General features: G+C 71.0%; 25 protein-coding genes. 11 read left to right on the top strand and 14 right to left on the bottom strand.

What is annotated here, in order from left to right:
• Together ACZ63E_RS25670 and ACZ63E_RS25665 are read left to right on the top strand one after the other, a co-directional pair.
• Positions 1-879: an alpha/beta fold hydrolase gene (locus ACZ63E_RS25670; protein WP_465338646.1), complete on the top strand. Its 879-nt coding sequence runs from the start codon at positions 1-3 to the stop codon at positions 877-879.
• 70 nt (positions 880-949) lie between these two features.
• Entirely contained in the window at positions 950-1,594 is a 645-nt protein-coding gene (locus ACZ63E_RS25665; RefSeq protein ID WP_465338645.1) for a DNA-3-methyladenine glycosylase family protein, read from the top strand.
• Between the two features lie 25 nt (positions 1,595-1,619).
• Here the strand turns inward: ACZ63E_RS25665 and ACZ63E_RS25660 are convergent, their stop codons facing one another.
• Positions 1,620-2,033, bottom strand: coding sequence for a nitroreductase/quinone reductase family protein (locus ACZ63E_RS25660; RefSeq protein WP_465338644.1), 414 nt, complete (start codon positions 2,031-2,033; stop codon positions 1,620-1,622).
• A gap of 293 nt (positions 2,034-2,326) precedes the next feature.
• Between ACZ63E_RS25660 and ACZ63E_RS25655 the strand changes: the two genes are divergently transcribed.
• The 5 genes from ACZ63E_RS25655 (at position 2,327) to ACZ63E_RS25635 (ending at position 12,459) form a co-directional block, all read left to right on the top strand.
• Positions 2,327-8,059: an RHS repeat-associated core domain-containing protein gene (locus ACZ63E_RS25655; RefSeq protein ID WP_465338643.1), complete on the top strand. Its 5,733-nt coding sequence runs from the start codon at positions 2,327-2,329 to the stop codon at positions 8,057-8,059.
• A 253-nt stretch (positions 8,060-8,312) separates the two neighbouring features.
• Positions 8,313-8,759, top strand: coding sequence for a CBS domain-containing protein (locus ACZ63E_RS25650; RefSeq protein WP_465338642.1), 447 nt, complete (start codon positions 8,313-8,315; stop codon positions 8,757-8,759).
• A 16-nt stretch (positions 8,760-8,775) separates the two neighbouring features.
• Complete coding sequence (locus tag ACZ63E_RS25645) at positions 8,776-10,068, top strand: ArsB/NhaD family transporter (protein ID WP_465338641.1); 1,293 nt, start codon at positions 8,776-8,778, stop codon at positions 10,066-10,068.
• A gap of 284 nt (positions 10,069-10,352) precedes the next feature.
• A complete protein-coding gene (locus ACZ63E_RS25640; RefSeq protein WP_465338640.1) occupies positions 10,353-12,101 on the top strand; it encodes a chloride channel protein in 1,749 nt (582 codons plus the stop codon).
• A gap of 64 nt (positions 12,102-12,165) precedes the next feature.
• Positions 12,166-12,459, top strand: coding sequence for a DUF6292 family protein (locus ACZ63E_RS25635; RefSeq protein WP_465338639.1), 294 nt, complete (start codon positions 12,166-12,168; stop codon positions 12,457-12,459).
• Between the two features lie 6 nt (positions 12,460-12,465).
• On the opposite strand, the gene ACZ63E_RS25630 is transcribed toward ACZ63E_RS25635, so the two are convergent.
• The 6 genes from ACZ63E_RS25630 to ACZ63E_RS25605 all read right to left on the bottom strand — a co-directional run bounded on the left by ACZ63E_RS25630 (position 12,466) and on the right by ACZ63E_RS25605 (position 16,958).
• Entirely contained in the window at positions 12,466-12,960 is a 495-nt protein-coding gene (locus tag ACZ63E_RS25630) for a MarR family winged helix-turn-helix transcriptional regulator (protein ID WP_465338638.1), read from the bottom strand.
• Positions 12,961-13,106: 146 nt separating this feature from the next.
• Positions 13,107-13,739, bottom strand: coding sequence for a DUF4142 domain-containing protein (locus ACZ63E_RS25625; protein ID WP_465338637.1), 633 nt, complete (start codon positions 13,737-13,739; stop codon positions 13,107-13,109).
• A 59-nt stretch (positions 13,740-13,798) separates the two neighbouring features.
• Positions 13,799-14,506 (bottom strand): winged helix-turn-helix transcriptional regulator, encoded by a 708-nt coding sequence (locus ACZ63E_RS25620; protein WP_465338636.1) that lies wholly within the window; start codon positions 14,504-14,506, stop codon positions 13,799-13,801.
• Positions 14,503-14,718, bottom strand: a complete 216-nt coding sequence (locus tag ACZ63E_RS25615) for a hypothetical protein (RefSeq protein ID WP_465338635.1) — start codon at positions 14,716-14,718, stop codon at positions 14,503-14,505. Before ACZ63E_RS25615 ends, ACZ63E_RS25620 begins: the two co-directional genes overlap by 4 nt.
• Before the next feature lie 201 nt (positions 14,719-14,919).
• On the bottom strand, positions 14,920-16,281 hold the full coding sequence (locus ACZ63E_RS25610) for a sensor histidine kinase (protein ID WP_465338634.1): 1,362 nt from the start codon (positions 16,279-16,281) through the stop codon (positions 14,920-14,922).
• Positions 16,278-16,958: a response regulator gene (locus ACZ63E_RS25605; RefSeq protein ID WP_465338633.1), complete on the bottom strand. Its 681-nt coding sequence runs from the start codon at positions 16,956-16,958 to the stop codon at positions 16,278-16,280. Before ACZ63E_RS25605 ends, ACZ63E_RS25610 begins: the two co-directional genes overlap by 4 nt.
• A 144-nt stretch (positions 16,959-17,102) precedes the next feature.
• Between ACZ63E_RS25605 and ACZ63E_RS25600 the strand changes: the two genes are divergently transcribed.
• Positions 17,103-17,486, top strand: a complete 384-nt coding sequence (locus ACZ63E_RS25600; RefSeq protein ID WP_465338632.1) for a hypothetical protein — start codon at positions 17,103-17,105, stop codon at positions 17,484-17,486.
• Positions 17,487-17,609: 123 nt separating this feature from the next.
• Positions 17,610-18,164: a DM13 domain-containing protein gene (locus ACZ63E_RS25595; protein WP_465338631.1), complete on the top strand. Its 555-nt coding sequence runs from the start codon at positions 17,610-17,612 to the stop codon at positions 18,162-18,164.
• A 242-nt stretch (positions 18,165-18,406) separates the two neighbouring features.
• Here the strand turns inward: ACZ63E_RS25595 and ACZ63E_RS25590 are convergent, their stop codons facing one another.
• The 7 genes from ACZ63E_RS25590 to ACZ63E_RS25560 form a co-directional block, all read right to left on the bottom strand.
• Positions 18,407-18,667, bottom strand: a complete 261-nt coding sequence (locus ACZ63E_RS25590; protein WP_465338630.1) for a DUF3040 domain-containing protein — start codon at positions 18,665-18,667, stop codon at positions 18,407-18,409.
• A 122-nt stretch (positions 18,668-18,789) separates the two neighbouring features.
• Complete coding sequence (locus ACZ63E_RS25585) at positions 18,790-19,302, bottom strand: VOC family protein (RefSeq protein ID WP_465338629.1); 513 nt, start codon at positions 19,300-19,302, stop codon at positions 18,790-18,792.
• Between the two features lie 157 nt (positions 19,303-19,459).
• A complete protein-coding gene (locus tag ACZ63E_RS25580; RefSeq protein WP_465338628.1) occupies positions 19,460-20,380 on the bottom strand; it encodes a PfkB family carbohydrate kinase in 921 nt (306 codons plus the stop codon).
• Complete coding sequence (locus tag ACZ63E_RS25575; protein ID WP_465338627.1) at positions 20,377-21,822, bottom strand: purine-cytosine permease family protein; 1,446 nt, start codon at positions 21,820-21,822, stop codon at positions 20,377-20,379. Before ACZ63E_RS25575 ends, ACZ63E_RS25580 begins: the two co-directional genes overlap by 4 nt.
• Positions 21,819-22,829 carry an ADP-ribosylglycohydrolase family protein gene (locus tag ACZ63E_RS25570; RefSeq protein ID WP_465338626.1) on the bottom strand — a complete coding sequence of 337 codons (1,011 nt, stop codon included), beginning with the start codon at positions 22,827-22,829 and terminating at the stop codon, positions 21,819-21,821. The genes ACZ63E_RS25575 and ACZ63E_RS25570 overlap by 4 nt, the downstream gene beginning before the upstream one ends.
• The gene (locus ACZ63E_RS25565) at positions 22,826-23,542 is read right to left on the bottom strand and encodes a GntR family transcriptional regulator (protein ID WP_465338625.1); all 717 of its coding nucleotides are present in this window, start codon (positions 23,540-23,542) and stop codon (positions 22,826-22,828) included. The genes ACZ63E_RS25570 and ACZ63E_RS25565 overlap by 4 nt, the downstream gene beginning before the upstream one ends.
• 51 nt (positions 23,543-23,593) lie before the next feature.
• Positions 23,594-24,001 (bottom strand): anti-sigma factor family protein, encoded by a 408-nt coding sequence (locus ACZ63E_RS25560; RefSeq protein ID WP_465338624.1) that lies wholly within the window; start codon positions 23,999-24,001, stop codon positions 23,594-23,596.
• Between the two features lie 10 nt (positions 24,002-24,011).
• On the opposite strand from ACZ63E_RS25560, the gene ACZ63E_RS25555 reads away from it, so the two are divergent.
• Both ACZ63E_RS25555 and ACZ63E_RS25550 read left to right on the top strand, forming a co-directional pair.
• Positions 24,012-24,203 (top strand): hypothetical protein, encoded by a 192-nt coding sequence (locus tag ACZ63E_RS25555; protein WP_465338623.1) that lies wholly within the window; start codon positions 24,012-24,014, stop codon positions 24,201-24,203.
• Positions 24,204-24,546: 343 nt separating this feature from the next.
• Positions 24,547-24,862, top strand: a 316-nt coding sequence (locus tag ACZ63E_RS25550) for an ANTAR domain-containing protein (RefSeq protein ID WP_465339093.1), incomplete at its 3' end; no start/stop codon positions are given.

The following is a 24,862-nucleotide window of genomic DNA, read 5'->3' as shown; positions in this document are numbered from 1 at the left end:
ATGACGCTCACCATTCCCGGTTTCGACAACCTCCGCCTGCCCGGCGCGGACGGTGTGGAGCTGGCCGCCGCGGTCGGCGGCAGCGGCAGCCCGGTCGTGCTGCTGCACGGCTTCCCCCAGACGCACGTGATGTGGCGGCACGTCGCCGAGCGGCTCGCGAGCGAGCACACCGTGATCTGTCCCGACCTGCGGGGTTACGGCGCCAGCGCCAAGCCGGCGGCCACCACGGAGGAGGTCTACGCCAAGCGCACGATGGCGGCCGACGTCGTGAGCCTGGCGGCGGCGCTCGGTCACGAGCGCTTCGCCCTCGCCGGGCACGACCGGGGCGCCCTGGTCGCCTTCCGGACCGGGCTGGACCACCCCGAGACCGTCACCCACCTGGGCATCCTCGACGTCGTGCCGACGCTCGACATGTGGAACGTCCTGCACGGGGTCTCGGCGGCGGTCGGCTATCACCTCTTCCTCATGGCACAGCCGCCCGGCCTGCCGGAGACGATGATCGCCGCAAGCGCCGACGCGTTCTTCGGCTCGTTCCTCGACGCCTGGGCCAACGATCCGGCGGCGATCCCGGCGGAGGTGCGTGCGGAGTACCTGCGGGCGAGCGGCGCCGCGGTGCCGTCGATCGTCGCGGACTACCGCGCATCGGCGGGCATCGACGTCGCGCACGACCAGGCGGACCTGGACGCAGGGTCGCAGCTGGCCATGCCCGTGACGGTCGTCCAGCAGGACTGGGGCGCGCGGCTGGGCTACGACGCTGCCGGCGTCTGGAAGGCGTGGGCGCCGGACCTCGATCACCGGCTGACCCGGGCCGGGCACTTCATGGCCGAGGAGGCTCCCGGCGAGATCGCGGCGGCGATCCGGGACCTGCTGGCCCGCTGAGTCCCGGGGAGATCGCGGGTGGCGGGCGGCCCCGGACCCCACCCGCCACCCTGAGGTGAAGACTGTACCCATGACCGACCTGACGATCCGGACGTTCACCGCGGCCGACCTGCCCGGCCTGTGCGACAAGGTGGCGGCCGACGATCCCGAGCTGACCCGGATCGTCGGCGAGTACGGCTACCCGGAGTTCTGGGATCGTGCCAACACCTTCGAGTCGTTCGTGTGGTTCATCCTCGAACAGCAGGTGTCCCTGGCGTCGGCCAAGGCCGCACTGGAAAAGCTCCGCGACAGAATCGGCACGATCACGCCGGAGAACGTCCTCGCGCTCAGCGACGAGGAGCTGCGCGCGGCGTATTTCAGCCGCCAGAAGATCGGCTACGTGCGAGGACTGGCTCAGGAGATCGCCGACGGGAACCTGGATCCCGCCGAACTCGCCACCTTGCCCGATGACGCGATCCGGGAACGCTTGGTGAGATTGAAGGGCATCGGCAACTGGACCGTCGACGTCTATCTGATTCTCGTCCTGCACCGTCTCGATCTCTTCCCGATGGGCGATTTGGCGGCGGTGAACGGATTCAAGACGCTCAAAGGCCTCCCTCGCAGCACGCCTGCGACCGAGATCGCCGCGGCGACCGGCGAGTGGGCCCCGTACCGCACCATCGGAACGATGCTGGTGTGGCACCACTACTTGGCACGCCGGAAAGCTCCCCGATAGCACCGGGCGAACCCGGCTCCACAACCTAGCGGCGGACCAGCTCGACGACCGGGATGAGCCGGGTGACGTTGGCCTGGTAATCGCCGAACTGGGGTCGTTGCGCGACGTTCTTGGCGTAGATCTCGTCGCGCTCCGCGCCCTTGATCTCCTTGGCGCGCACGGGGAACGTCTTGTCGCCCAGCTCGGCCGTGACCTCGGGGTGGGCCATCAGGTTGTGGTACCACGCCGGGTTCTCCGGCAGGCCGGCTTTGCAGGCGAAGACGAACAAGCGCTCGCCCTCGGAGTAGCAGGCCAGGGGCGAAACGCGTTCGGTGCCCGACCGGGCGCCGAAGTGGTGCACCAGAATGAGGGTGTCACCGGCGAACGGGCCGCCGACCTCGCCGCCGTTGGCGCGGAACTCGGCGATGACCGCGGGGTTCACCTCGTTGAACTCGGGCATGGCTTCCTTTCCTCACTGCCGGCGGCCGGGGACGGCCGTCCCGTTCCTAGCGCACCGTGCCGGGGACCGGTCCCGAGTGAAGCAGCTCGCACCGCGGCTGGTCGACTACTGACTGTGCGTGATCGAGGTGCCACGGGCGAGGTAGCAATCCGTAGCTCCGTTGTGACACAACCCCTTTCAAGTGCACGGACTGCGATGTACTCTCAAGCCGATCAAGCCGACGGATCAAGGCCGCGCGGCGCAGTCGTCCGGACGGCCAGCCCCGTCCGCTCCGAGTGCCTGGGGGTCAGGCCATGAGGTCGGTAGGGGTCAGCCGCGCGCTGCGCGGATTTCCGGTCGTCGTCGCGCTGCTGGCCGGCAGCGTGAGCCCGGCGGGGGCGGTGACCGCGCCGGCCGATGGCGGGCCGGCCAAGGACAAGGAGCGCACCTCGCTCGCCGACGTCGCCAAGACGCCGGAGCCGCAGGTGCCCGACAAGTCGTGGCGGGTCGACGGGAACGGGACGTTCACCGACTCGATCGCGATCCGGGTCCCGGCCTTCCACGACATCACCCCGCAGTTCTCCCTGGCCTACGACTCGTCCGCCCTCAACGGGCTGGCCGGGGTCGGCTGGACGCTGAGCGGCCTCAGCGAGATCGAGCGGACCGGGCCCGGCAAGGGCGCGCCCCAGTACGACGCCTCGGACGTCTACCTCGCGGACGGCGAGGAGCTCGTGCCCTGCGTCGCCGGCAGCGTGAGCCCGAGCTGCACTTCGGGCGGGACGCACGCGACCAAGAACGAGTCCTTCCGGAAGTTCGCGCTGACCGGCACCGGGGCGGCCGGCCGGTGGACGCTGACCGAGAAGGACGGCGTCAAGCGCGTCTACGCGCCGGTGCTGTCCGCCGGGACCGATCTCGTCTCCCGGTGGGGCCTGAGCCAGGTCGTCGACACGAAGGGCAACACGGTCACCTACAACTGGGCGGCCGACCAGTTCGCGTGCTGCTGGGAGTACCTCGATTCGGTCACCTACAACGGGACCACGATCAAGTTCCGCTACGAGCAGCGCACCGACACCGACCTGCGCGCGATGGGCAACGGCGGCATCCGGACCGTCCAGGGCCGCATCAAGACCATCGACGTGAGCGTCGGCGGCAGCCGGGTCCGCGCGTACAAGCTGACCTACGCCACCAGTGACGCGACGGGACGGTCACTGCTGTCGGCCGTGCAGCAGTTCGGCACCGATGCCGTCCTGGACGCCGCCGGCACCGTCACGGGCGGCACCGCGATGCCACCGGTGACGGCGACCTACCAGGCCGGCGCGCCCGCGTTCGTCTCCGGCGCCGACAACAAGGCGTTCACCGGGGCCAGCGACGACGCCAAGGACTTCCCGATGGACATCAACGGCGACGGCAAGACCGACATGCTGGAGCTGTGGCCGAACTTCGGGTCCTACCAACGCAAGACGTGGCTGTCCACCGGCACCGACTTCACGCTCGCGTCGACCGAAGGGGCGACGTCGCTCAACCAGAACGCGCGCTACCTGCCCGGCGACTTCACCGGTGACGGCAAGGCCGACCTGCTCGAGTTCTCGCCTTCCGGCCTGGGCATGGCGCGGCAGCTGTGGGTGTCCACCGGCACCGGCTTCACCGCGGGCTCGACCGGCGCGGCCCAGGGCCGCAACGACGCGAACGCGCGGTTCCTCCCGATGGACGTCAACGGCGACGGCAAGACCGACGTCCTGGAGCTGTATTCCTGCGGCATCTTCCCGGTGAACTTCTGCCGTGCGACGTGGCTTTCGGACGGCGCCACCTTCTCGCTCGCCTCCAACGACGCCGGTATCGCCTACGACGCGGATCGGCAGTTCGAGGCCGCCGACGTCAACGGTGACGGCAAAACCGACTTCGTCGAGCTGTCGCCCGCGCTCTTCGGCGCCGGCAACCGGCACATCTGGCTGTCCACCGGCACGGGCTTCGTCTCCGGGGCGGCCGACACGGGCATCTCCTGGAGCCAGCAGAACGCCAACGGCGCCGGCAGCCGGTTCCTGATGATGGACGTCAACGACGACGACAAGGTCGACATGGTCGAGCTCTACCCGCTGCTCGGCACGTACACCCGCCGGACGTGGCTCTCCACCGGCTACGGCTACAAACTGGGCGCCACCGACACGAGCATGGCCTACGCCGAGACGTCCAAGCAGCTCGCGATGGACGTCAACGGCGACCACCGGATGGACATGGTCGCCCTCTCCCCGGGATTCCTGGGGGCGTCGACGAAACGCGACATCTGGCTGTCCACCGGTTCCGGCTTCACACCCGGCGCGAGCGACCCGACGATGGGCACCTACTCCTGCAGCAAGGGCAAGTGCACCAGCGACTTCCTCGAAATGGACGTCAACGGTGACATGCGCACGGAGATGGTGGAGCTCTACCGCACCAACATCGGCCTCAACACGGGACGCCACGTCTGGAAAATGGGCGGCGCGGCGACCGACGTGCTGACCTCCCGCACCAACGAGTGGGGTGACCAGGCGACGGTGAGCTACCAGCCGTCGTCGGCGTGGGCGAACACGAACAACCCACCGCTCACCCAGACGGTGTCCGCGGTGACCGACAACCCCGGCCCGGGCGGCGCCGCGACCACGAACTACAGCTACTCCGGCGGGGCCTACAACCACCCGGAGCGCACGTTCCTCGGGTTCCGCACGCAGCGGGAAACCAAGCCCTGCAACGCGGGCGAGACGCAGTGCCCGTACGCCGACACGACGTTCCGCCAGGACCTCGCCGCGATCGGCCGGCCGGAGCGCGTCGAGAACCACGGTGGCGACGGCTCGCTGCTGAGCTCGACGGCCACCGACTACGCCACCAACGGCACGACCGTGCCGAGGACGGTGCTGCCGACCGGCACGACGGAAACCGCCTACACCGGCAAGAGCGCGGTCTGCCCCGGCGCGGACTGCAAGCGCACCTCCACGAGCCGGGCGTACAACGCCTACGGCGAAGTGGTGACCCAGATCGAGAACGGCGACGACGAGCAGGCGGGTGACGAACGCACGACGGTGACCATGTTCGTGCCCAACACGGCCGCCTACATCGTGAACAAGCCGGCCTCGGTCAAGGTCGTCGCGGGTGCCGGCGCGGGCGGGACGAAGCTCACCGAGACCCGCACCGGGTACGACGGCGCGGCGTGGGACCAGGCTCCCGCGGCCGGTTACGCGACGTCGTCGGCGCAGTGGCTGTCGACCCGGGACGCGTTCGTCGGGACCGGCAAGGAGTACGACGCGTGGGGCAACCTCACCGCGGAGATCGACGCGCTCGGCGGGCGCACCACGCTCGGTTACGACCCGGCGTACCACGTGTTCCAGACCGTGGAGACCAACGCGCTCTCCCAGACGGTCGGCGCGACGTGGGATCCCGTCTGCGGCACGCCGACCCGGGTGGACGACCTCAACCGGCAGGCGACCACGGTGACCTACGACGCGCTGTGCCGGGCGGCCGAAACCACTCAGCCCAGCGGCAAGTTCGAACGCCACCAGTGGGTGGACGTCGGCGATCCGGCCAAGCAGTACGAGCAGGTCGAGACACCGGCCGCGGACGGGACGAACGCGCCGCGGTGGAGCCGCCGCTACGTTGACGGCCTGCAGCGCCCGTACCGCACCGTGGCGAAGGGCCCGGACGCGGCGACCGGTGATATCCACGTCGACTCGGCGTACAACGCCCGTGGCCAGGTCGCGTCGAAGACCGCGCCCTATTACTGGGTGGCGGGCACCGCGCAGCCGGTGACGTACCCGACGCTCACCGCCTATGACGGGCTCGACCGGGCGACCAGGACCACGCTGCCGGATGGTGCGGTCCAGACCACGAGCTACGCCCCGTGGTCGACCACCAGCACCGACGAGAACGGCCACGCCACGACCGACCGCCTGGACGCCTACGGCAAGCGCGCCGAGCGCCAGGAGACGGCCGGCGGCAAGCCCGCGATCGCGCGGTACGTCTACGACCTGCGGGGCAACCTCGCGAAGTCCACCGATCCGGCCGGGGCCGTCATCACCTACACCACCGACTCGTTCGGGCGGCAGACGAAGGTGGCGGACCCGGACAAGGGCGTCACCACCTACGAGTGGGACGACGCCGGCCGCGCGGTCGCGCAGACCGACGCGAACAACCAGCGCACGACGTTCACCAACGACAAGCTGGGGCGCAAAACCACCAAGACCACCAACGCGGGCACCGCGTCCGCGGCGACGGTGTCCTGGACCTACGACCAGGTCCGCGCGGGCTATGCCAACGTCGGCAAGGTCACCGCGAACACCGACGCGGCCGGCACCCGGACGTTCGACTACGACGTCCTCGGCCACACCGTCAAAACCGTGCGGACCGTGGGCGGCACGAGCTACGAGTTCCGGTACGGCTTCGACGCGGGCGACCGCAAGCTGTGGACCACCTACCCCGACGGGGACACGCAGGGGACCGCGGCGGCGCCGTTGCGCTACGACAGCGCGGGCCGGCTCACGGCGATCCCCGGCTACGTCACCTCGGCGACCTACAACGCCGACGGCAAGGTGACCGCCATCGTCAACGCCAACGGCACCACGACCACCCGCCCACACGACCCGGAACGCGGCTGGCTCACCGGCATCGAGACGAAGTCGGGCGCGAACGTCGTCCAGGACAACGAGTTCACCCGCGACGCGAGCGGCAACATCACGAAGGTCACCAGCCCGTTCCCCGACGAGAGCTGGACCTACACCTACGACGACGGCGGCCGGCTCACCAGCGCGACCGACGACGCCGCCCCGGCGAACAACCAGTCCCTGGCCTACGACGCGGCCGGCAACATCGCGTCGAACTCCCGGACCGGTGCCTACGCCTACGATCCGGCGCGCCCGCACGCGGTGACCACCGCCGGGGGGAGCACCTACACCTACGACGCGGCGGGCAACATGATCTCCGGCGCCGGCCGCACCCTCGCCTGGAACGGTGACGGGCTGCTCGCTTCGGTCGTCAAGGGCGGGGTCATGTCGACCTACACCTACGACGCCGACGACACCCGCCTCCAGACGGTCGAGGGCGGGGTCACCCGCCGCTACCTCGGCGTCGACTACGAGGTGAACGTCACCGCCGGCACGACCACCAAGTACGTCTCGATCGAGGGCACGCCGGTGGCCCGGGTCGACGGCGGGACGAAGTACTGGGTGCACACCGACATCCAGGGCTCGGTGCAGGCCGAGACCGACGCGGCCGGGGTGGAGGTCCACCGCAAGAAGTACCGGCCGTTCGGCGAGGTCCTGTCGGCCGGCGGGACGCTGCCCTTCGAGGCGCGCGGCTTCATCGCCGAACGCCAGGACACGACCGGGCTGGTGTACCTCAACGCCCGCTACTACGACCCGCAGCTCGGCCGGTTCATCTCGCCCGACCCCACCATCGACGGCGAGGCCACCGTCGGCCTCAACCGGTACGCCTACGCCGCGAACGACCCGGTGAACCAGGTCGACCGCACCGGCCTGGACTGCCAGAAGGCGGACGGCAACAAGTGCGACCCCGAGAACGAGGTCAAGATCACCCGGTCGGAGATCATCGCCCGGGCGCAGTACTGGGTCGACCACAAGCCCGGGCCGTACTACGACCCGGACAACTTCGCCCCCGGTGACAACGGTTTCTCACCCGGGCCGGGTGACGGGCGCGTCTACCGCCGCGACTGCTCCGGGTACGTCTCGATGGCCTGGCACCTGAGCTGGAGCGCGAGCACCTACACGCTGCCCTACTACGGCGAGAAGATCGACCGCTCCGAGCTCCAGGCCGGGGACATCCTGAACTCGACCACCGAACACGTCCTGCTGTTCCACAAGTGGCTCGACGACAAGGGGAACTTCGAGTACTACTCGTTCGGCGCGACCCCGGTGAAGCGCGCCACGGCCAACATCAACGACGCCACCCTCGACAGCCACGCGAACGGCAACTACCAGGCGTACCGCTACGTCAACGTCATCGACGACCCCCCGCCGGCGCCCGGCGCCGTCGGGAACTCCGTCGGCCGTTCCCCGTTCTCCTGACGGCCCGATCCGCCTGGCGCAGCATCCGGATGGTGGTCGTCCTGCCGGCCCCGGTTTGCCCCCGAGACGTCCATGCGGCATCTTTACGGCCAGGTGTGCCGGGAAGTCTGGTCGGCCCTTCGCCCGGTGCGGGCGGAGGACCCGGCTCGAGGACGGAACTCCATGGCGCTCGCACTCCACCGGCCGTCAAGAAATCGACAGGAGCGCCGGACGGTGCCGTACGAACCCGGTCCACGCGCCGTACGCTGGGCTGATGCACGCTGTGGAGATGGCCGAGGAGTACCCGGTCGTGGACGTCGACTCGGATGCGCTCGCCGCGGCGAAGCTGCTGGCCGAGCAGCGGCTGCCGGGCATCGTGGTGACCGATGCGTCGGGTTGCCCGTGTTCGATCCTGCCCGCGTCGCAGGTCGTGCAGTTCCTGGTGCCCCGGTACGTGCAGGACGACCCGTCGCTGGCCGGGGTGCTGGACGAGTCGATGGCCGACCGGGCGGCGGACAAGCTGGGCGGCAAGACGGTCCGGGCGTTGCTGCCGGAGAAGCCGGCGGAGCTGCCCCGGGTGCAGGGCGACGACACGATCGTGGAGGTCGCGGCGATCATGGCCCGCCTGCGCTGCCCGCTGGTCGCGGTCATGGAGGACAAGAGGCTGCTCGGCGTGATCTCGGCGTCGCGGCTGCTGGAGCTGGCGCTCACCCCCCGCTGACCACGGCGGTGGTCCGATGACCGCCGTGGTCGCCATCGCGGTCTTCGTGGTCGCCTACGTCTTCATCGCCACCGAAAAGATCCCGAAGATGGTGGCGGCGCTGGCCGGCGCCGGGGTGGTGCTGGCGTTCGGGGTGACCGGCGCCGAGGACGCGTTCTACTCCCACGACACCGGGATCGACTGGGACGTCGTCTTCCTGCTGTTCGGGATGATGATCATCGTCGGTGTGCTGCGCCGGACCGGCGTTTTCGAGTTCCTGGCGATCTGGGCGGCCAAGCGGGCCAAGGGCTCGCCGCTGCGGATCATGGTCTTGCTGGTGCTGATCACCGCGATCGCCTCGGCGTTCCTGGACAACGTCACGACGGTGCTGCTCATCGCCCCGGTGACGCTGCTGGTCTGCGACCGGCTGGACATCAAGCCCGTCCCGTTCCTCATCGCCGAGGTGCTGGCGTCGAACATCGGCGGCGCCGCGACGCTGATCGGGGACCCGCCGAACATCATCATCGGCAGCCGCGCGGGCCTGTCGTTCAACGACTTCCTGCTCAACCTCGCGCCGATCGTGGCCATCGAGGTCCTCGCGTTCACGGCGGCGCTGCGCTGGGTGTTCCGCGGCTCGTTCGCCGTGGATCCGGCGCGGGTGGCCGACGTGATGCGGCTGAACGAGCGGGAGGCGATCCGGGACCGGGGGCTGCTGGTCAAGTGCGGTGTCGTGCTGCTCGCGGTGTTCGCCGGGTTCGTCGGGCACTCGGTGTTCCCCCTCGAGCCGTCCGTGGTGGCCCTCCTGGGCGCCGGCATCCTCGTGCTGATTTCGCGGGCCGAACCGAAGGACTACCTCGCCGGGGTGGAGTGGGAGACGCTGCTGTTCTTCGCCGGGCTGTTCGTGATGATCGGCGCGCTGGTCAAGACCGGGGTCATCGGGAACCTGGCCAAGCTCGCGGCCGACGCCACCGGCGGCAACGCGCTCTTCGCGGTGATGCTGATCCTGGTGGTCTCCACGCTGCTGTCCGGCGTGATCGACAACATCCCTTATGTGGCCACCATGAGCCCGCTCGTCCTCGCACTCACCCAGGACATCTCGGACCCCGGGCACTCGGAGGCGCTCTGGTGGTCGCTGGCACTGGGCGCGGACTTCGGCGGCAACATGACGGCGATCGGCGCGAGCGCCAACGTGGTGATGCTCGGCATCGCGGCGCGGTCCGGGAGCCCGATCTCGTTCTGGGAGTTCACCCGCAAGGGTGCACAGGTGACGCTGCTGACCGTGCTGATCGCCGCGCCCTACCTCTGGCTGCGCTACTTCGTCCTCAGCTGAGGAACGCAAGGAAATCGTCGGGTCCCGGGAGAGCCACTGAGCAGTGGGCTCCGGGCGCCGGCGGATCCGGCGCGGCAGGCGTGAGCGAGGACCGCGCCATGGGGGTCGGGGCGCGGACCCGAGGTGCCGAAAGGCTCCGGCCCGAGCGGAAGCGACATGGTGGCGGGGTTACGAGCTCGCCCGCGTGGCCGTCACCGATCCCGTCGTGGGCTCGCCGCTCCGGGGGTCCTGTCGTGTGACTGAAGCAAGTGTTGCATAATGCAATAGTGTCTTCAGGTAACAGCGTGTCGGTCAGGCGGGTCCCGGTTCCGGTCCGGCAGCCGGTCGGGAGGTGGCTGCGGGAGAGCCGGTCCGGCCTGGTCGGTCTCGCTGTGCTCATCGGCGCCGGCGCGGGACTGGGCGCGATCGTGTTCCGATGGCTGATCACGACGTTCACCCACCTGTTCTCCGGCCACGCCGACTACGCCGATGCCGGCCGCGCCGCGCACCCGTGGTTCCCCGAGCTGGGGCCGTGGTTCCTGCTGCTGGCGCCGGTGGTCGCCGGGTTGGTCTACGGGCCGCTGGTGTACAAGTTCGCGCCGGAAGCCCGCGGTCACGGCGTGCCCGAGGTCATGTACGCGGTCGCCGAACGCGGCGGCCGGATCCCGGCGCAGGTGAGTGCCGTGAAGGCCCTGGCGTCGGCGCTGACCATCGGTTCCGGTGGGTCGGTCGGGCGGGAGGGCCCGATCGTGCAGATCGGCTCGGCGCTGGGCTCGACGCTCGGCCGGGTGACGCGCCTGCCGGAGTCTCGGTTGCGGGTGCTCGTCGCGTGCGGTGCCGCGGGCGGGATCGCGGCGACGTTCAACGCGCCGCTGGCGGGCCCGTTCTTCGCGATGGAGCTGATCCTGCGCGACTTCGCCGCCGAGTCGTTCGGCGCGGTGGTGCTCGCGAGCGTGACCGCGAGCGTCGTCGGCCGGGCGGCGTTCGGGAACACCCCGTTCCTCGACCTGCCCCCGTTCACCCTGCGCAACCCGGTGGAATACCTGCTGTTCGTCGTGCTCGGGGTCGTCGTGGGTGCGTGCGGGGTCCTGTTCACGCGGGTCCTGTACTGGATCGAGGACTTCTGCGACTGGGTGTGGCGCGGGCCGGAGTGGCTGCGTCCGGCCGTCGGCGGTGTGTTCCTCGGCGGGTTGCTGCTGGTGCTACCGCAGATGTACGGAGTCGGCTACCCGGTGCTGCAGAACGCCGTCGAAGGCAAGTACCTGATCGGGTTCCTGCTGTTGTTGCTGGTGGGCAAGATCGTCGCGACGAGCTTGACGATCGGGATCGGCGGTTCGGGTGGGGTGTTCGCGCCGTCGCTGTTCATCGGCGCGATGGGCGGCACGGCGTTCGGGATCGTGGTGCACGCGTGGCTGCCGTCGCTGACCGCGTCGCCGGGTGTCTACGGGCTGATCGGGATGGGGGCCGCGTTCGCGGGAGCGGCCCGGGCGCCGATCACCGCGGTGATCGTGCTGTTCGAGCTGACCGGGCAGTACACGATCATCCTGCCGATGCTCACGGCGATCGTCATCGCCACGGTGACGAGCCGGACGTTGTCGCGGGACACGATCTACACGCTCAAGCTGCGTCGCCGCGGTGTCGACCTGGACCGGCACCCGCAGGAGCGCAGGCTGGCCACGACGACCGTCGACGCGGTCGCCGAGCCGCTGCCCGAGCCGCTGGCCGCGGACATCCCGCTGGAGCGGGCCGCGCACGCGCTCGCGGTGTCCGGGCACGGAATCCTGCCCGTCGTCGACGGCGACGGCCGTTACCAAGGCTGTGTCACGGCGCAGGCTGTGGCCGAGGCGCTGGGCGACGACCACGACGGCACGGTGGGGGACCTGGCCGAACTGCCACCGCTGGTGACGTGCGAAACGTCTCTCGCCGATGCCCTGACCGCCCTGACCAACGCGCCCGGCACCGGTCTGCCGGTCCTCGACGACGACCACCGGCTGACGGGGTGGCTCACCCACCAGGCGGTGCTCTCCGCACTCACCCCGGCGGCGGCGTCGTGAACACCGCCATCGCCGCAACGCACTTCTTCGGTGAGTAGCCTGCCGCAAATGTTTCTCGCGGCAATTGTCGCCGGAGCCGGCTCGCCGGCCGGGAAAGGGTGACCGCCCCGCGGCCTACCTCGCGCTCCAGGAACGCTGCGCCGACCACCCCGAGCGCGACCTCATGCTGATCTGGTCGGCCGGGCGTGGCTGGAAAGTCTGCCTGGAGAACACGGTCCACCACCCGTCGGCGGTGGTCGCCCGGCTCGGGACGAAGGTGATCGCGGCGCCGGCCCCGGCCCTGCCGGGTGACGGACCAGGACTGATCGAGTTGCTGTCCGGCTACGCCGTCGGCCTGACCGCGCCGCGGTTCCGGTGACCGCGGTCAGGTCCAGACGGCTTCGGGGGCGACGGCCGACGCGGGAGGCTCGCCGCCGGCCTCGGCGAACGCGGTGAGGCTGTCGACCAGGCCGTGCCGGGCCTCGTCCGGCATCCGGGCGACGATCTTCGCGATCTCCTTGCGTCGGCGCGCGGTCACCTGGCGGACCACCTTCGTGCCCTCGCGGGTCAGGGCCAGCACGATCTCCCGCCGGGAGACGGTGCTGTGCTGCCGGTCGACCATGCCGACGGTGACCAGGCGATCGACCATCCGGCTTGCGGTCGACGGGGTCACCTGCAGGTAGTCCGCGAGATCGGCGTGCTTCAACGGTCCCCGCGTCTGCAGGACCACCAGCAGCCGGAACTGCGGCAGCGTGATCGCGTCGCCGGCGGCGGCGATCGAGCGGGCCGAGACGGCCACCAGCAGGCGGGACGCGGTCAGCACGGCGTCGGTGACAGCGTCGACGTCCGTCGCGTCGAGGGCAGGGGAGCTGCGAGGCATACCCACCAGTGTGCCCGACGTCGGCCCGGACCCGCCGATCAGCCGCGCCGTGGTTCCACGATCTGCCTGGTCGCTCCGTCCGGCCCGGGTGAGCGGGACGACCGGCAGAGAGGAGTCAACTGGTGCACGCGGCAAAAATGCGTGGATCACAGGCCCGGCACCGGAAGCTGGGCGTAGTCGACGTCGCCGGTCTTCTCGAGCAGGTTGATGTGGGTCTTGATGTAGCCGCCCGCCAGGTCGGCGAACGGGCGGACCAGGGAGTTGCGCGTGTCGGCGCGCACCGTGGACACCAGGATCAGCGCCTCGGCGTGCGCCTTGCGCAGGGTGTTCACGTAGTCCCGGTCGAACTCGTCCCCGAACTCGCCGCGCATGCGGTCGATCCCGGCCTGCATGTCGGGAGCGGGCTCGGTGGGAACGGCCAGCCCCGTCCGGGTGCTGATGTCGGTGTCCCGGGATTCGAGGTCCTTGTGCTGGGTGATGATCACCCGGGCGACCTCCTGCACCGCCGGGTTGGCCGAGCGCTGCTCGGCCCACGTCGACGTGGTGATTTCGCGGAGGCTGGTCTGCTGCACGAGGGTGAGCAGCTTCTTCCCGGCCGGGCTGACCGGCCCGAACGGCGTCGAGGTGAGGTTGCCCTCGGTCAGTGTCGCGGGGGCCGACGCTGCCGCTTGACCGGTCACCGCCGGGACTTGGGGAGCTGTGACGACCTGGGCGTTGGGTGGGGCACACGCCGTGGCCGCGAGGGCGCACAGGACGATCCATGACTTCCGGGTCTTCATCGTGAGTCTCCGGGGAGTTCGGTGTCTTCCCGGGAACACGGATTCCGGCCTTGTCTGGTTCAGTCAAACTGTTGCTTCACCGTTCTGTTTACTGAAGAAACAATTGCCGCAGGATCGGTGAAGCGGTTGCGGCCGAGCCAGGCGATCGTGTTCCGGACCGCTTCGCGGGTTCCGTCGAACCGGATCGCACGGTCGGCCAGTGCGTCCCGCCAGGTCCGATGGCCGAGCCAGACCCCGGCGAGGGCGGACACCGTGCAGTCGATCCGGGCCGCCGTGGGCAGCCGCGGATCCGTATCGGTGGGCAAAGCCCCTTCCGGGGACAGGACCAGCCACCACCAGCGGGGTGGCGGGGTTTCGGCGAACCTCAGGTGCAGGGAGACCGGTTGCCGGGGGAGCCGGGCGGGATCGATGCCTCGGCAGATGTCGAGCAGCAGCAGGTTCGGCTTCAGGTCACCGCTGCGGGGTGGCGGCATCCAGCGGCGGCCCCACTGACCCAGCTGCTCGATCACCGGCGCGAGGGCGCGGCCGGCCGAGGTGAGGGTGAACCGTCCTTCGCCCGTGGACGACAGCCGCGTCACCACGCCGGCTTCGGCGAGCTGTTTGAGCCGGCGGGCCAGCAGCGCGGACGACATGCCCGGCACACCCCGGGCGATCTCGTTGCTGCGGCTGTTGCCGTGCAGCAGTTCGCGGACCACGAGCAGGGTCCACGACTGCCCGAGCACCTCGGCCGCGGAGGCGACCGGGCAGTGCTGGCGGTAGGCGGTCATGCGTGCTCGAGCGTGCGCAGGACGCGGAACCGGGCCAGCCGGTGCAGCATCTCGCCCATCGCTTCGGGCACGATCTGGCCTTCGAGGTCGGTGCGGGCCGACCGGACGATCGCGGTGATGTCGGCCGCGGGCAGCAGCGAGGCGAACTCACCGGTCAGCCAGGTGCTGACCTCGTCGGTGATGGGGTCGGCCTGGTGGCTTTGGACGGTCATGCCCTCATTGTGTGGGCGTCGGCGATGGCTGCACCTGACGACTGGCTGACGATTCGGGCGGGCACGGCGTCGGCGGGGCGGCCCTGCTCGTCACGGTCGGGGTGGCGGTCGGCACCGGGGTCGTGATGGGTTCCGGCTCGTCTTCGGTGGTGACCCCGCAGCCCGCGACGCACACCGCGATCAGCAGTGCCAGGGCGGTCCTCATGTCGTGGCCTCCGGGAGTTCGACGACGAAGCGGGCACCGCCGCCGGGGCGGCCTTCGACCCAGACCCGGCCGCCGTGGCGGTGCACGTGGTCGGCCACGATGGCCAGCCCGAGGCCGCTGCCGGTGTGCTGGTCGCGGCCGGCGGCGCGCAGGCCGCGCGCGAACCGTTCGAAGATCCGTTCGCGCAGGGCCGGCGGGACTCCGCTGCCGGCGTCGTCGACGGTGATCCGGGCGCGGCCCTCGTGGCGGTGGACGGTGACGGCGACCGCACCGCCGCCGTAGTGGCCGGCGTTGTCGAGCAGGTTGGCGACGACCCGGTCGATCCGGCGCCGGTCGGCCGAGACCAGCGGCGTGGCGGGATCGGTCTCGATGCGCACTGCGGAAGCGGGTCTGCTCTCGACGACGTTGCGGACGAGCTCGCCGAGGTCGACCAGCTCGACGGCGCTGTCGGCCTCGTCCTGGTCGGCTCGTGAGATCTCGAGCAGGTCGACGACCATGCGCTGGAACCGCCGCAGTTCCGCTCTCAGCAGCCGCAGTGCGCGTTGCGCCGTCGGGGGCATGGCGTCCTGCCGTCTTTCGAGCACCTCGGTCACGTTGACCATGGTGGTCAGGGGGGAGCGCAGTTCGTGGGAGACGTCGGAGGCGAACCGCGCGTCCCGGCGCACGCGCTGTTCCAGCTGCCCGGCAGTCGTGTTGAAGCTCGCGGCGAGCGGCGCCAGGTCGGGGTCGGACTGGTCGGGCAGCCGGGCCGCGAGGTCTCCTCGTGCGACGCGGGACGCGGCGGCCGTCAGGGCGGTCAACGGGCGCAACGCCCGGCGCGCGGACCAGGCGCCGAGCCCGACCCCGAAGAGCGCGGCCGCGACGGTGCCGGCGACGAGCAGGGTGCTCAGGTAGCGGAAGGTGCGATCCAGCTCCAGCAGCGGGTACAGCTCGACGTAGACGCTGTCCGGGCCGACCGGTGTTGCGACGCCCAGCACGGGGATTCCGTCGGCGGTGAACCGCTGCCGGGCGGACACCCCGCGGTGGGCTTCGTCGAGCAGGCGGGCGGGGACCACGCTCGGATCGACCTGACGGCCGCTGGTGAGCCAGCCGGCCGGGCGGGACAGCAGGATCGACGAGTCCGGGCCGGTCGCCAGGCCGGTGAGCAGTTCGTCGAGGTCGTCGGCGTGCTCGGTCAGCGCGGTGATCACGAGGCGGACGTTGACCTCCGACTGGCGGGTGACACTCTGTTCGCGCTGGTCGAGCATGTAACCGGTGGTCAGGTTCCAGGTCGCCACCGCGAGGACGGTCATCACCAGCGCGAGGCCGATGCCGAACGCGGCCGCGACCCGCCAGCGCAGCGAAAGCCGGCGGATCACGGCTCGGAGGTGATGCGGTAGCCGCTGCCCCGCACGGTCAGCACCAGAGTGGGGGAGTCGGGGTCGGGCTCGACCTTGCGGCGCAGCCGTCTGATGTGGACGTCGAGCAGCCGCGTGTCGCCGATGTAGTCGTGCCCCCACACCCGCTGCAGCAGCTGCTCGCGGGTGACGACCTTGCCCTCGGCCGCGGCGAGCTCGGCCAGCAGCCGGAACTCGGTGCGCGTCAGGTGCACGGGGACGCCGTCGCGGTGGACGGCTTCCTCGTCCGGCCGGATTTCGAGGTCGCCGAGGGTGAAGCGGGCCGGACGGTCCGGCGTCGCCCGGCGCAGGAGGGCACGGATACGGGCCGCGAGCTCGCCCGCCACGAGCGGTTTGGTGACGTAGTCGTCGGCGCCGGCCTCGAGCCCGGCGATTACGTCCTGGGTGTCGGTCCGGGCGGTGATCACGATGATCGGCAGGTCGCCGCGCTCGCGGACGGCGCGGCAGACGGTGAGCCCGTCGATGCCGGGCAGCATGAGGTCGAGCAGGACGACGTCGGCGGTGGTCGTCTCCAGCAGCTCCAAGCCGTCTTCGCCGGTGGCCGCGGTGGTGACCGCGAAGTCTTCGTCTTCCAGGGCGAGGCTCAGGGCTTCGCTGATCATGGCGTCGTCTTCGACGAGCAGTACTCGCGTCGGCATCTTCCGCATCCTATCAGCAGTCAAATTGTTGCATAGACGAATAGTTTGTCAGGCTGACGCGATCGTAAGGCAGTTGTCAGTTGGGAGTCCTCCTTCTCGTGTCAGGGTGAAATCCGAGCGAACCGGAAGGAAGGTGACCACGGCATGACGACCGACGTAGCGGTGAACGAGACCTCTGCGACCGCGGAGCTCCCGGAGGTCCGCAGGCTGCGCCTGGACGCGGAACGGGTCCGGGAAGCGGCGGGGGCACACCGCGGCCTGGCGGTCGAGCTGGAAACCGGTGCCGAGCCCGACGGTCTGTGCCGGGGCAAGCTGCAGCGGTGTCTCGCCGACGTCGCCGACTACCACGCGATGGCGTACCAGGAGCTCGCTGCGGCCGCCGAAGCGCGGGGCGAAGCACGGCGCCATCCGCGCCACACTCCACAGTGGACGAGATTGGTGGAGGAGTCGTTCGCGGCGATCCGCCGAGCGGAGGCCCACCACGAACGCGCTGCGGCTCAGTCGGCGCGTGCTGGCTGGATGAGCTGACCGGCACGTCGATCGACCGCGTGTTCCCGGGGCGTCCGTAAGAGATCGGTAACCGCGCGCCGGCGCACATGTGGGCGATTCGTCCCGTTGAATAGGTCATCGCTGACGACGGAGGAGAACGAGATGAACGGCACGACCCGCCGGCGCGCCCGGCCCTGGCTGATCGGCCTCCTGGTGACGGGCCTGGTCGCGGTCGCGGCGGGCCTGTACTGGTTCCAGCCGTGGCGGCTCTGGGTGGACGAGACGGTGCAGGAAAGCCTTCCGGCCGCCGCGCCGGTGTCGCAGCCTGCTGCGCCTGTCAAGGAATCGGCGGCCTCGCCGGTCGAGGTCGCGGCCGGCACGCTGATCAGTCACGAGCACCGGACCACCGGGACGGTCCGCGTGTTGCGCGCGGCCGACGGATCACTCGTGCTGCGCCTGGAAGACCTCGCCACCAGCAGCGGCCCCGACGTCCACGTCTGGCTCACCGATGCGCCGGTGCGGCCGGGCAAGGACGGCTGGGACGTCTTCGACGACGGCAAGCACCTCGACGCCGGCAAGCTCAAGGGCAACAAGGGGAACCAGAACTACGCCCTGCCGGCGGGCACCGACCTGGCCGGCTACACCAGCGTGAGCATCTGGTGCGACCGCTTCGACGTCTCCTTCGGTGCCGCGGAGCTGACCAGCCGGCCCGCCTAACCGCCCGGCCTGCCGTCATGGCGAGGTCGCGGTCGGCGAACAACTTGTATTCGTCATGCGTCTGTGCACCCCAGCGAGGCGTTGACCTCCAGCAGCGGCTCGCCGCTCACCAGGACGCCGATGCCGCGCCGGTTGGTCAGCGCTACCCACCCGGAGGAGCGAACCAGGCGCCGCGCGGGTGGTGCGGCCGCCGGCGGGGTTCGAAGCCTGAACCTCATCGCCGGTGGAGTGGGGGTCCGAGGTCACCCGTCAGGCTTGCCGGGCCGCCGGGAGAAGTGCTCGATGGCGAGCACGCCGATGGTCACGATCCCCACGACCGTCAGGCTTCCGCTGCCCACGAGGACTCCCACGACGAGCGCGCACACGCCGGTGACCGCGAGCAGCACGAAGAACCACCGCCACCGGTCGGGTCGCCGGCAGAACCGGTCGGCGAGGGCGGGATCGGTGGCCGAGAGCTCGGCTTCGATCCGCTCGAGCGCGCGCCGTTCGTCCTCGGGAAACATGGGCACCTCTCTCGCCGCGCGAAGTCGCAACGGAAGGGAATGCCCACCCGAACGGGCTTCTCCCACCCGACCGGCGACAAGTCACCCGAAGGTGTTACCGCGGCGCGTCGGCCGGACCCGGATCAGCCACCCTGGGTGAGACCGAAGACCCAGGTGACGCCGAGCCGGTCGGTGACCATGCCGTAGACCGGCGCGAACGGCGCGGGGCCGAGCTCCGCGATCACGGTGCCGTCCTGGGACAGTCCTTGCCACAGCGGGGTCAGCTCGTCGAGGGAGTCGCCGTTGAGCAGCACGAAGAACGGCTCGGTGTGGGTGACTCCGCCGGTGCGCGGTGAAGCCGGGCCGGCCGGCGCGGCGATGCCTCCGGTCGCGTCCGTGCCGGCGGTGCCGAGGACGTCGTAGGCGGCGATGCGGAAGCCGTTTTCGGCGACCACCATGCCGAAGGCGACACGGTCGGCGTCGGGGTGGTCGGCGGCCATCGGCACGTAGCCGGTGTCGCGGCCGTCAACGCCGTCCCCGAGCTGGGCGCCGTGCTCCATGATCATCAGTTGGCCGCCGAACACGGTCTGGTAGAACTCCAGCGCCGCGCGGGCGTTGCCGGTGAAGTTGAGGTGGGTGAGCGTGCTGACGGCCATGGGATCCTCCTGCGGTTAGTGCGAGCGACTGACCTGACTGTGCCCCAAATAGCGGTCAGGGTGTGACCGCTATTGAACTCGCTCGAGGTGACTCGCGTCGCATCCGGGTGGCCGCCTCCCCGGCACCGCGAGCCGCTGTTTCAGGTGACCGCGTTGTTCATCTGCGCGCCGAGGCGAGGAACCGGTCGATCCGCTCGGCCGGGGGCGCGGTGGCCGGACCGGGCTCGAGCACCGACAACGCCGCGGCCGCGTTCGCCCGGGTCGCCGCGGTGGTCAGGTCCGCGCCGGTCAGCAGCGCGGCGGCGAGGACGCCGCAGTGGGCGTCACCGGCGCCGTTGGTGTCCACCGGAGTGACCGGGAAGCCCGGTACCACCGTGACCGTGCCGTCCTGGGCGAGCACGCAGCCGTCCGCGCCGTTGCGCACGATGACCGCCGCATCGGCCGGGAGCCGGGACGCGAGCGCCTTCGCCGCCGCGCGGGCGTCGGTCTCGCCGCTGAGCGCGCGGGCCTCGGCCAGGTTGGCGGACAGGATGTCCACGCTGGGGAGGACCGCGGCGAGATCGCCGGCATCGGCGGCCAGTGGTCCGGGGTCGAACAGCACGCGCGGCCCGTCGAGACCGGGCAGCCACTGGCGCAGCGCGGCCCGGTTCGACTCGTGCGCGAGGCTGTAGCCGGTGACGTAAACCAGGTCTTCCGCGGTCGTCCGCACGCCGGACAACCCGTCCGGTGGCAGCCTGCCTTCCGCGCCGGTGGCGGTCACGAACGTCCGCTCGCCGGAGTCGTCGACGAGCACCACGCACACGCCGGTGTCCACCTCGGCGGTGACCGGCTGGACGACTTCGACGCCCGCGCCGGCGAGTGCGGCTCGCGCCTGGTCGCCGAACCGGCCCGTGCCGTGCGCCCCGGCGTAGACGACCCGCGCACCCGAGCGGGCGGCGGCGGCCATGACGTTGAAGCCGCCGCCCGCGTGGAGCGCGGTGTCCGCGGCCAGGACGTCGCCACCGGGCGCGGGCAGGGCCGGGACGCGCATGACCAGGTCCACGACGACCTGTCCTGTGTGGACCAGCCGTCCGGTCATCGGCCGGCTCCGCGCCGCGCGCCGCCGGACAGGCCGTAGAGGCCGGCGGCGACGACGAAGGTGATCACCCAGCCGAGACCGTTCTGGCCGGGCCAGCTGCCGGCGAAGAGCCCGGTGAACCAGACGTCGTCGCCCGAGCCCGCGGTCGTGAACTGGTAGCCCACTACGATGGCCACGGCCCACGCCCCGAGCGCCCGCGGCTCGACCCCGCCGCGGTACCAGTAACGGCTGGTGCGGCGCATGTCCATCAGGGCGTCCGGGTCGTAGGTCCGGCGGCGCGTCATGTCGGTGACGAACACGCCGACCCACGCGGTGATCGGCACGGCCAGCAGGCTGATGAACGCGATGAACGGGTCGTAGAAGTTGTCGGCGACCAGCATGAAGTAGATCGCGCCCGCGGTGGTCACCACGACGTCGACGACAACGGCGTAGACGCGCTTGATCCGGACGCCGAGGGTCAGCGTGGTCAACCCGGCCGAGTACACCGACAGGTGGTTCGACAGCAGCAGCCCGCCGAACGCGGCGATCAGGTACGGCACCGCCATCCAGGCCGGCAGCATCGCCCGGATCGCGGCGACCGGGTCACCGGCCTGCGCCAGCGCCGGGTCGCCCGCCGACAGCAGGCTGCCCAGCGAGATGAGCAACACCAGGGGAATTCCGGCGCCGACGGCGGCGGAGGCGACGAGGGAGCCGGCGCGCACGGCCGGGTGCTGGTAGCGCGACATGTCCGCCGACGCGTTGGCCCAGCCGATGCCGGTGCCCGCCGCGATCGTGCCGATCCCGGCGATCATCGCGCCGAGCGAGGCCGGCGACGCCGAGCCGACCGCGTGCCAGTCCACAGTGGTCACCAGCGCGGTGCCGACGACGATGTTGAGTGCCCCGAAGATCCAGGTCGCCCAGCGCTGGACGGCCACGAGGACGCGGTGCCCGAGCCCGGACACGATCACGGTGCACACGACGAAGACCGCGATGCAGGCGATCGTGAGCACGGGGACCGACTTGGCCCGGGAATCGGTGCCGAACACGATGGCGCACAAGGACAGCAGTGCGAACGCGGCCGTCGTCGTGTTGACGGTTTCCCAGCCCAGCCGGGAAATCAGCGAGACCACGGTCGGGCCCGCGTTGCCGCGTACCCCGAAGACCGCGCGGGAAAGCGTCAGCCCGGGCGCGCCGCCGCGGCGGCCGGCGATGGAGACGGCGCCGACGATCGCGAACGAGCCGACCGCGCCGAGCAGGGCGACGATCGCGGCCTGCCAGAACGCGAGGTGCCAGACAGCGACGAGCGTCGCGCCCAGCGGCAGGCCGAGGATCGAGATGTTCGCCGCGAACCAGACCCAGAACAGCTGCATGGGGTGGCCGGTGCGTTCGGCTTCGGGTACGGGCTCGATCCCGCGGGTTTCCAGGGCTCCGTCGGTTTCGGCGGGTGTTTCGGTGGTGGTCATCGGCGACTCCTTTGGGCCGAGTTGCGCAGGTCGAGCAGCCCGTCGACGACGGGTTCGAGGTCCAGGCGGTTGACTTTCCGCACGATTTCGACGAGGTCGGCCGGGAGTCCGGCCAGGCCGTGCCGGGCGCCGAGGATCGCCCCGCACATGGCGGCGACGGTGTCGGTGTCGCCGCCTACGCCAGCGGCGAAGGTAAGCGCTTTCTCTGGCCGGTCGCCCAGCGCTTCGGCGATCGCGAAGGCCGCGACGACGGACTCCTGGGCGGCGACCGAGGTGCCGATCACGCCGGTGACGGCGGCGGTCAGCTCGTCGGCGTCCATCCCGCGCACCCAGCGCCGGGCCCACCGGATCCGCGCGGCGATCTCGCCGCCGGCGCTCCAGTGGCCTCGCGGCGCCGCCGCGGCCGCGGCTTCTTCGGCGAAGTCCAGCGCCTGCGGCAGGGCCGCGCCGTCGATGCCGGCCGACACGGCGGCGGCGACCGCGGCGGCACCACCGATGCCGAGACTCGTGTTGTGCGTCAGCTCGCTGGCTGCGACGACGGCGTCGAGCAGCGAGCCGAGCTCCGGCGGAGTGGCGATGGCTATCGGCGTGACGCGCATGGCCGCGCCGTTGGTGGTGCCGAACCGGCCGGCCCGCTCCGGCGGGGTGCCCGACTCCAGCAGCTGCAGGGCGCGTTTGGTGGACGGCCCGAGCAGGTCGGACAGTTCGCGCCGGATCATGTCGGCTTCCCAGTCCAGCAGCGCCTTCGCGAAGACGTGCGGGTCGATCCGGCCGTGGCCGTCGAGCAGCAGCCCGGCGACCAGGACGGCCTGCTCGGTGTCGTCGGTGATCGTGCCGGCGGGCAGGTTCGGCGCGATCGGCTGTTCGGGCACGGCGTCGAGCAGGGTGTCGACCACGCCGTAGTGGGCGGCGATCTGCGCCGGGGAGAACGACTGGGTGGGCATGCCGAGCGCGTCGCCGAGGGCGAGTCCGGTGAAGGCGCCGAGGGCGCGGTCGCGGGTGGTCACCGGTCACCGAAGCCCAGGTGGAAGCGGAACCGGGCCGGGTCGAGCAGGCTCACGACGTGTTCGACCAGCCCGCCGTTCGCGTCGGTGCTCGTGCGCGTGGCGAGCAGGAAGAGCGTGCCCGCGGGACGCTCCAGCAGCGCGGCGGCGTCGGAGGCGAGCGGTTCGGCGCCGAGCCACTGGTCACCGCCGGTGGCGACGAGGCCGGCGTCGGTGAGGGTGGCGGTGAGCGAGCCGCGCACCAAACCGCGCTCGGGCAGGTCGGCAAGCGTGCCGGTGGCGGGCACGAGCGCGACCTCGTAGGACACGGGGCCGGCTTCCCGGTCCCGGCGCAACCGGCGCACGGCCACGAACTCCGGTACGGCGAACCGCTCGGTCAGCGCGGCGTCCGCGACCCGCTCGATGCCGAGCAGCTCGGTGCCGATGGCGAAGCCCGACCCGGCGAGGGCGGTCGCCCAGCCGACGGACTGGTCCAGCTCGACGCCGTCGAAGGTGACGAACGAGCCGATCCCGCTCCGGGTGGCGATGAGATCCCGCCGCTGCAGCTCGGACAGCGCGCTCCGCACGGTGCCCCGGCTGACCTGGTACTGCCCGGCCAGCTCGACTTCGCCGGGCAGCCGCGCCCCGTGCGCGAGCCGGCCCGAGCGGATCTGCCCGGCGAGCTCGGCGATCAGCCGGTCCCGCTTCCCGAAGTGAACCTGTCCAAGCCTGTTCATACCTGTACAGTACAGCGCGAGAGCCAGGGCGCAAGACCGTGACGACGTCCGTCAGGAGGTGTGCCAGTCGCGGAAAGCGCCGAGGACGGCCGCACGCGTTTCGGGGGAGAGGGTCTCCGCGGGCAGGCGGCCCAGCTCGTCGATGGTCGTGCGGAACTGGTCGAGGTAGCGCTCGCAGCCTTCGCACAGGGCGAGGTGCTCGATGAAGCGGGCTTCGGTGGCGGAGTCGAGAGCGTCGTCGAGGAACGCCGTGACGAGCTCGACGAATTCGTCGAGGCCGGCGAGCCCGCCGGGGTGTACGGCGGCGGTCCGGGCGGGCGGACGGGCGAGGTGATGGCTCTCGACGCGGAGGCGGTGAAGACGCTGGTGGCGGCGTTCGCCGCCGGGGACCGCGCTCCGTGAGTTCGCGCCCGGCAGCACGCCGATCCTGTGGCCGGAACACTTCGACGTCGCGATCACCCTCGACCAGGTGAACTACGGCGTCTCGCCCGGCGACCAGCACGTCGCCGAGCCCTACGCCTACGTCGGGCCCTTCGAGCCCCGCCGGGGTGAGTTCTGGAACATGGCCTTCGGGGCGACCCGGACGACGGCCGAGCTCGGTGGTGTGGACGCCGTCGTCCGGTTCTTCCGCACCGGCCGTGAGCTCGCTGCCCGCCGATGAGCCGCGCCCGGCCGCTCACTCTTCGTCGTCAGGTGGGGCGAGTCCGCGGTCGAGAGGGTGGGTCGAGGTGATCTCTGGGGCCTCCGACTGCGGGGCCAGGCCGCGGTCCAAAGTCCGGGGTTCGGGATCGGGTTCGGGCGGCTGTGGGCGGTCGGCACCATGATTTTCGTCTGTCATGACTGAGGAGTACCCGCTTTGCCGGGAGCGATGCCCCGCGCCGGCGCTCCGGGGGGAGTGATCGGCGCTGGGCGGGGCGATCGACGTCACCGCGCCAGGCGCCGGTCTCCTGGCCGTCGCGGACCTCGACGAACTTCTTGAAGCGGTCGAGGTCGCCCTGGACCCGGTGGTCGAGGATGCCGGTCTTGTCGGCGACGTTCTCCACGAAGCCCAGCTGCAGAACGCCCTGCACAGCCGAGTGGTCATCGAACAGGCCAAAGGAGCACTCGCCGAGCGCGCCGGGATCGCGGCTGACGAGGCGTTCCAGCGGCTGCGGTCCTATGGCCCGCTCCCGGCGTCTCCGGCTGACCGAACTCGCGGACGGCCAGGCGTAGCACGAGCGGGGTGGGGGGGGGGGGGGGGGGGGGGGGGGGGGGGGGGGGGGGGGGGGGGGGGGGGGGGGGGGTGGGGGTGGTTTGTCTGGCCGTTTGCAAGGACGACCA

The sequence above is a fragment of the Amycolatopsis sp. NPDC104819 genome (assembly GCF_055583145.1).
The sequence above is the reverse complement of the archived record's forward strand: the minus strand, read 5'-3'. Positions and strand labels throughout refer to the sequence as shown.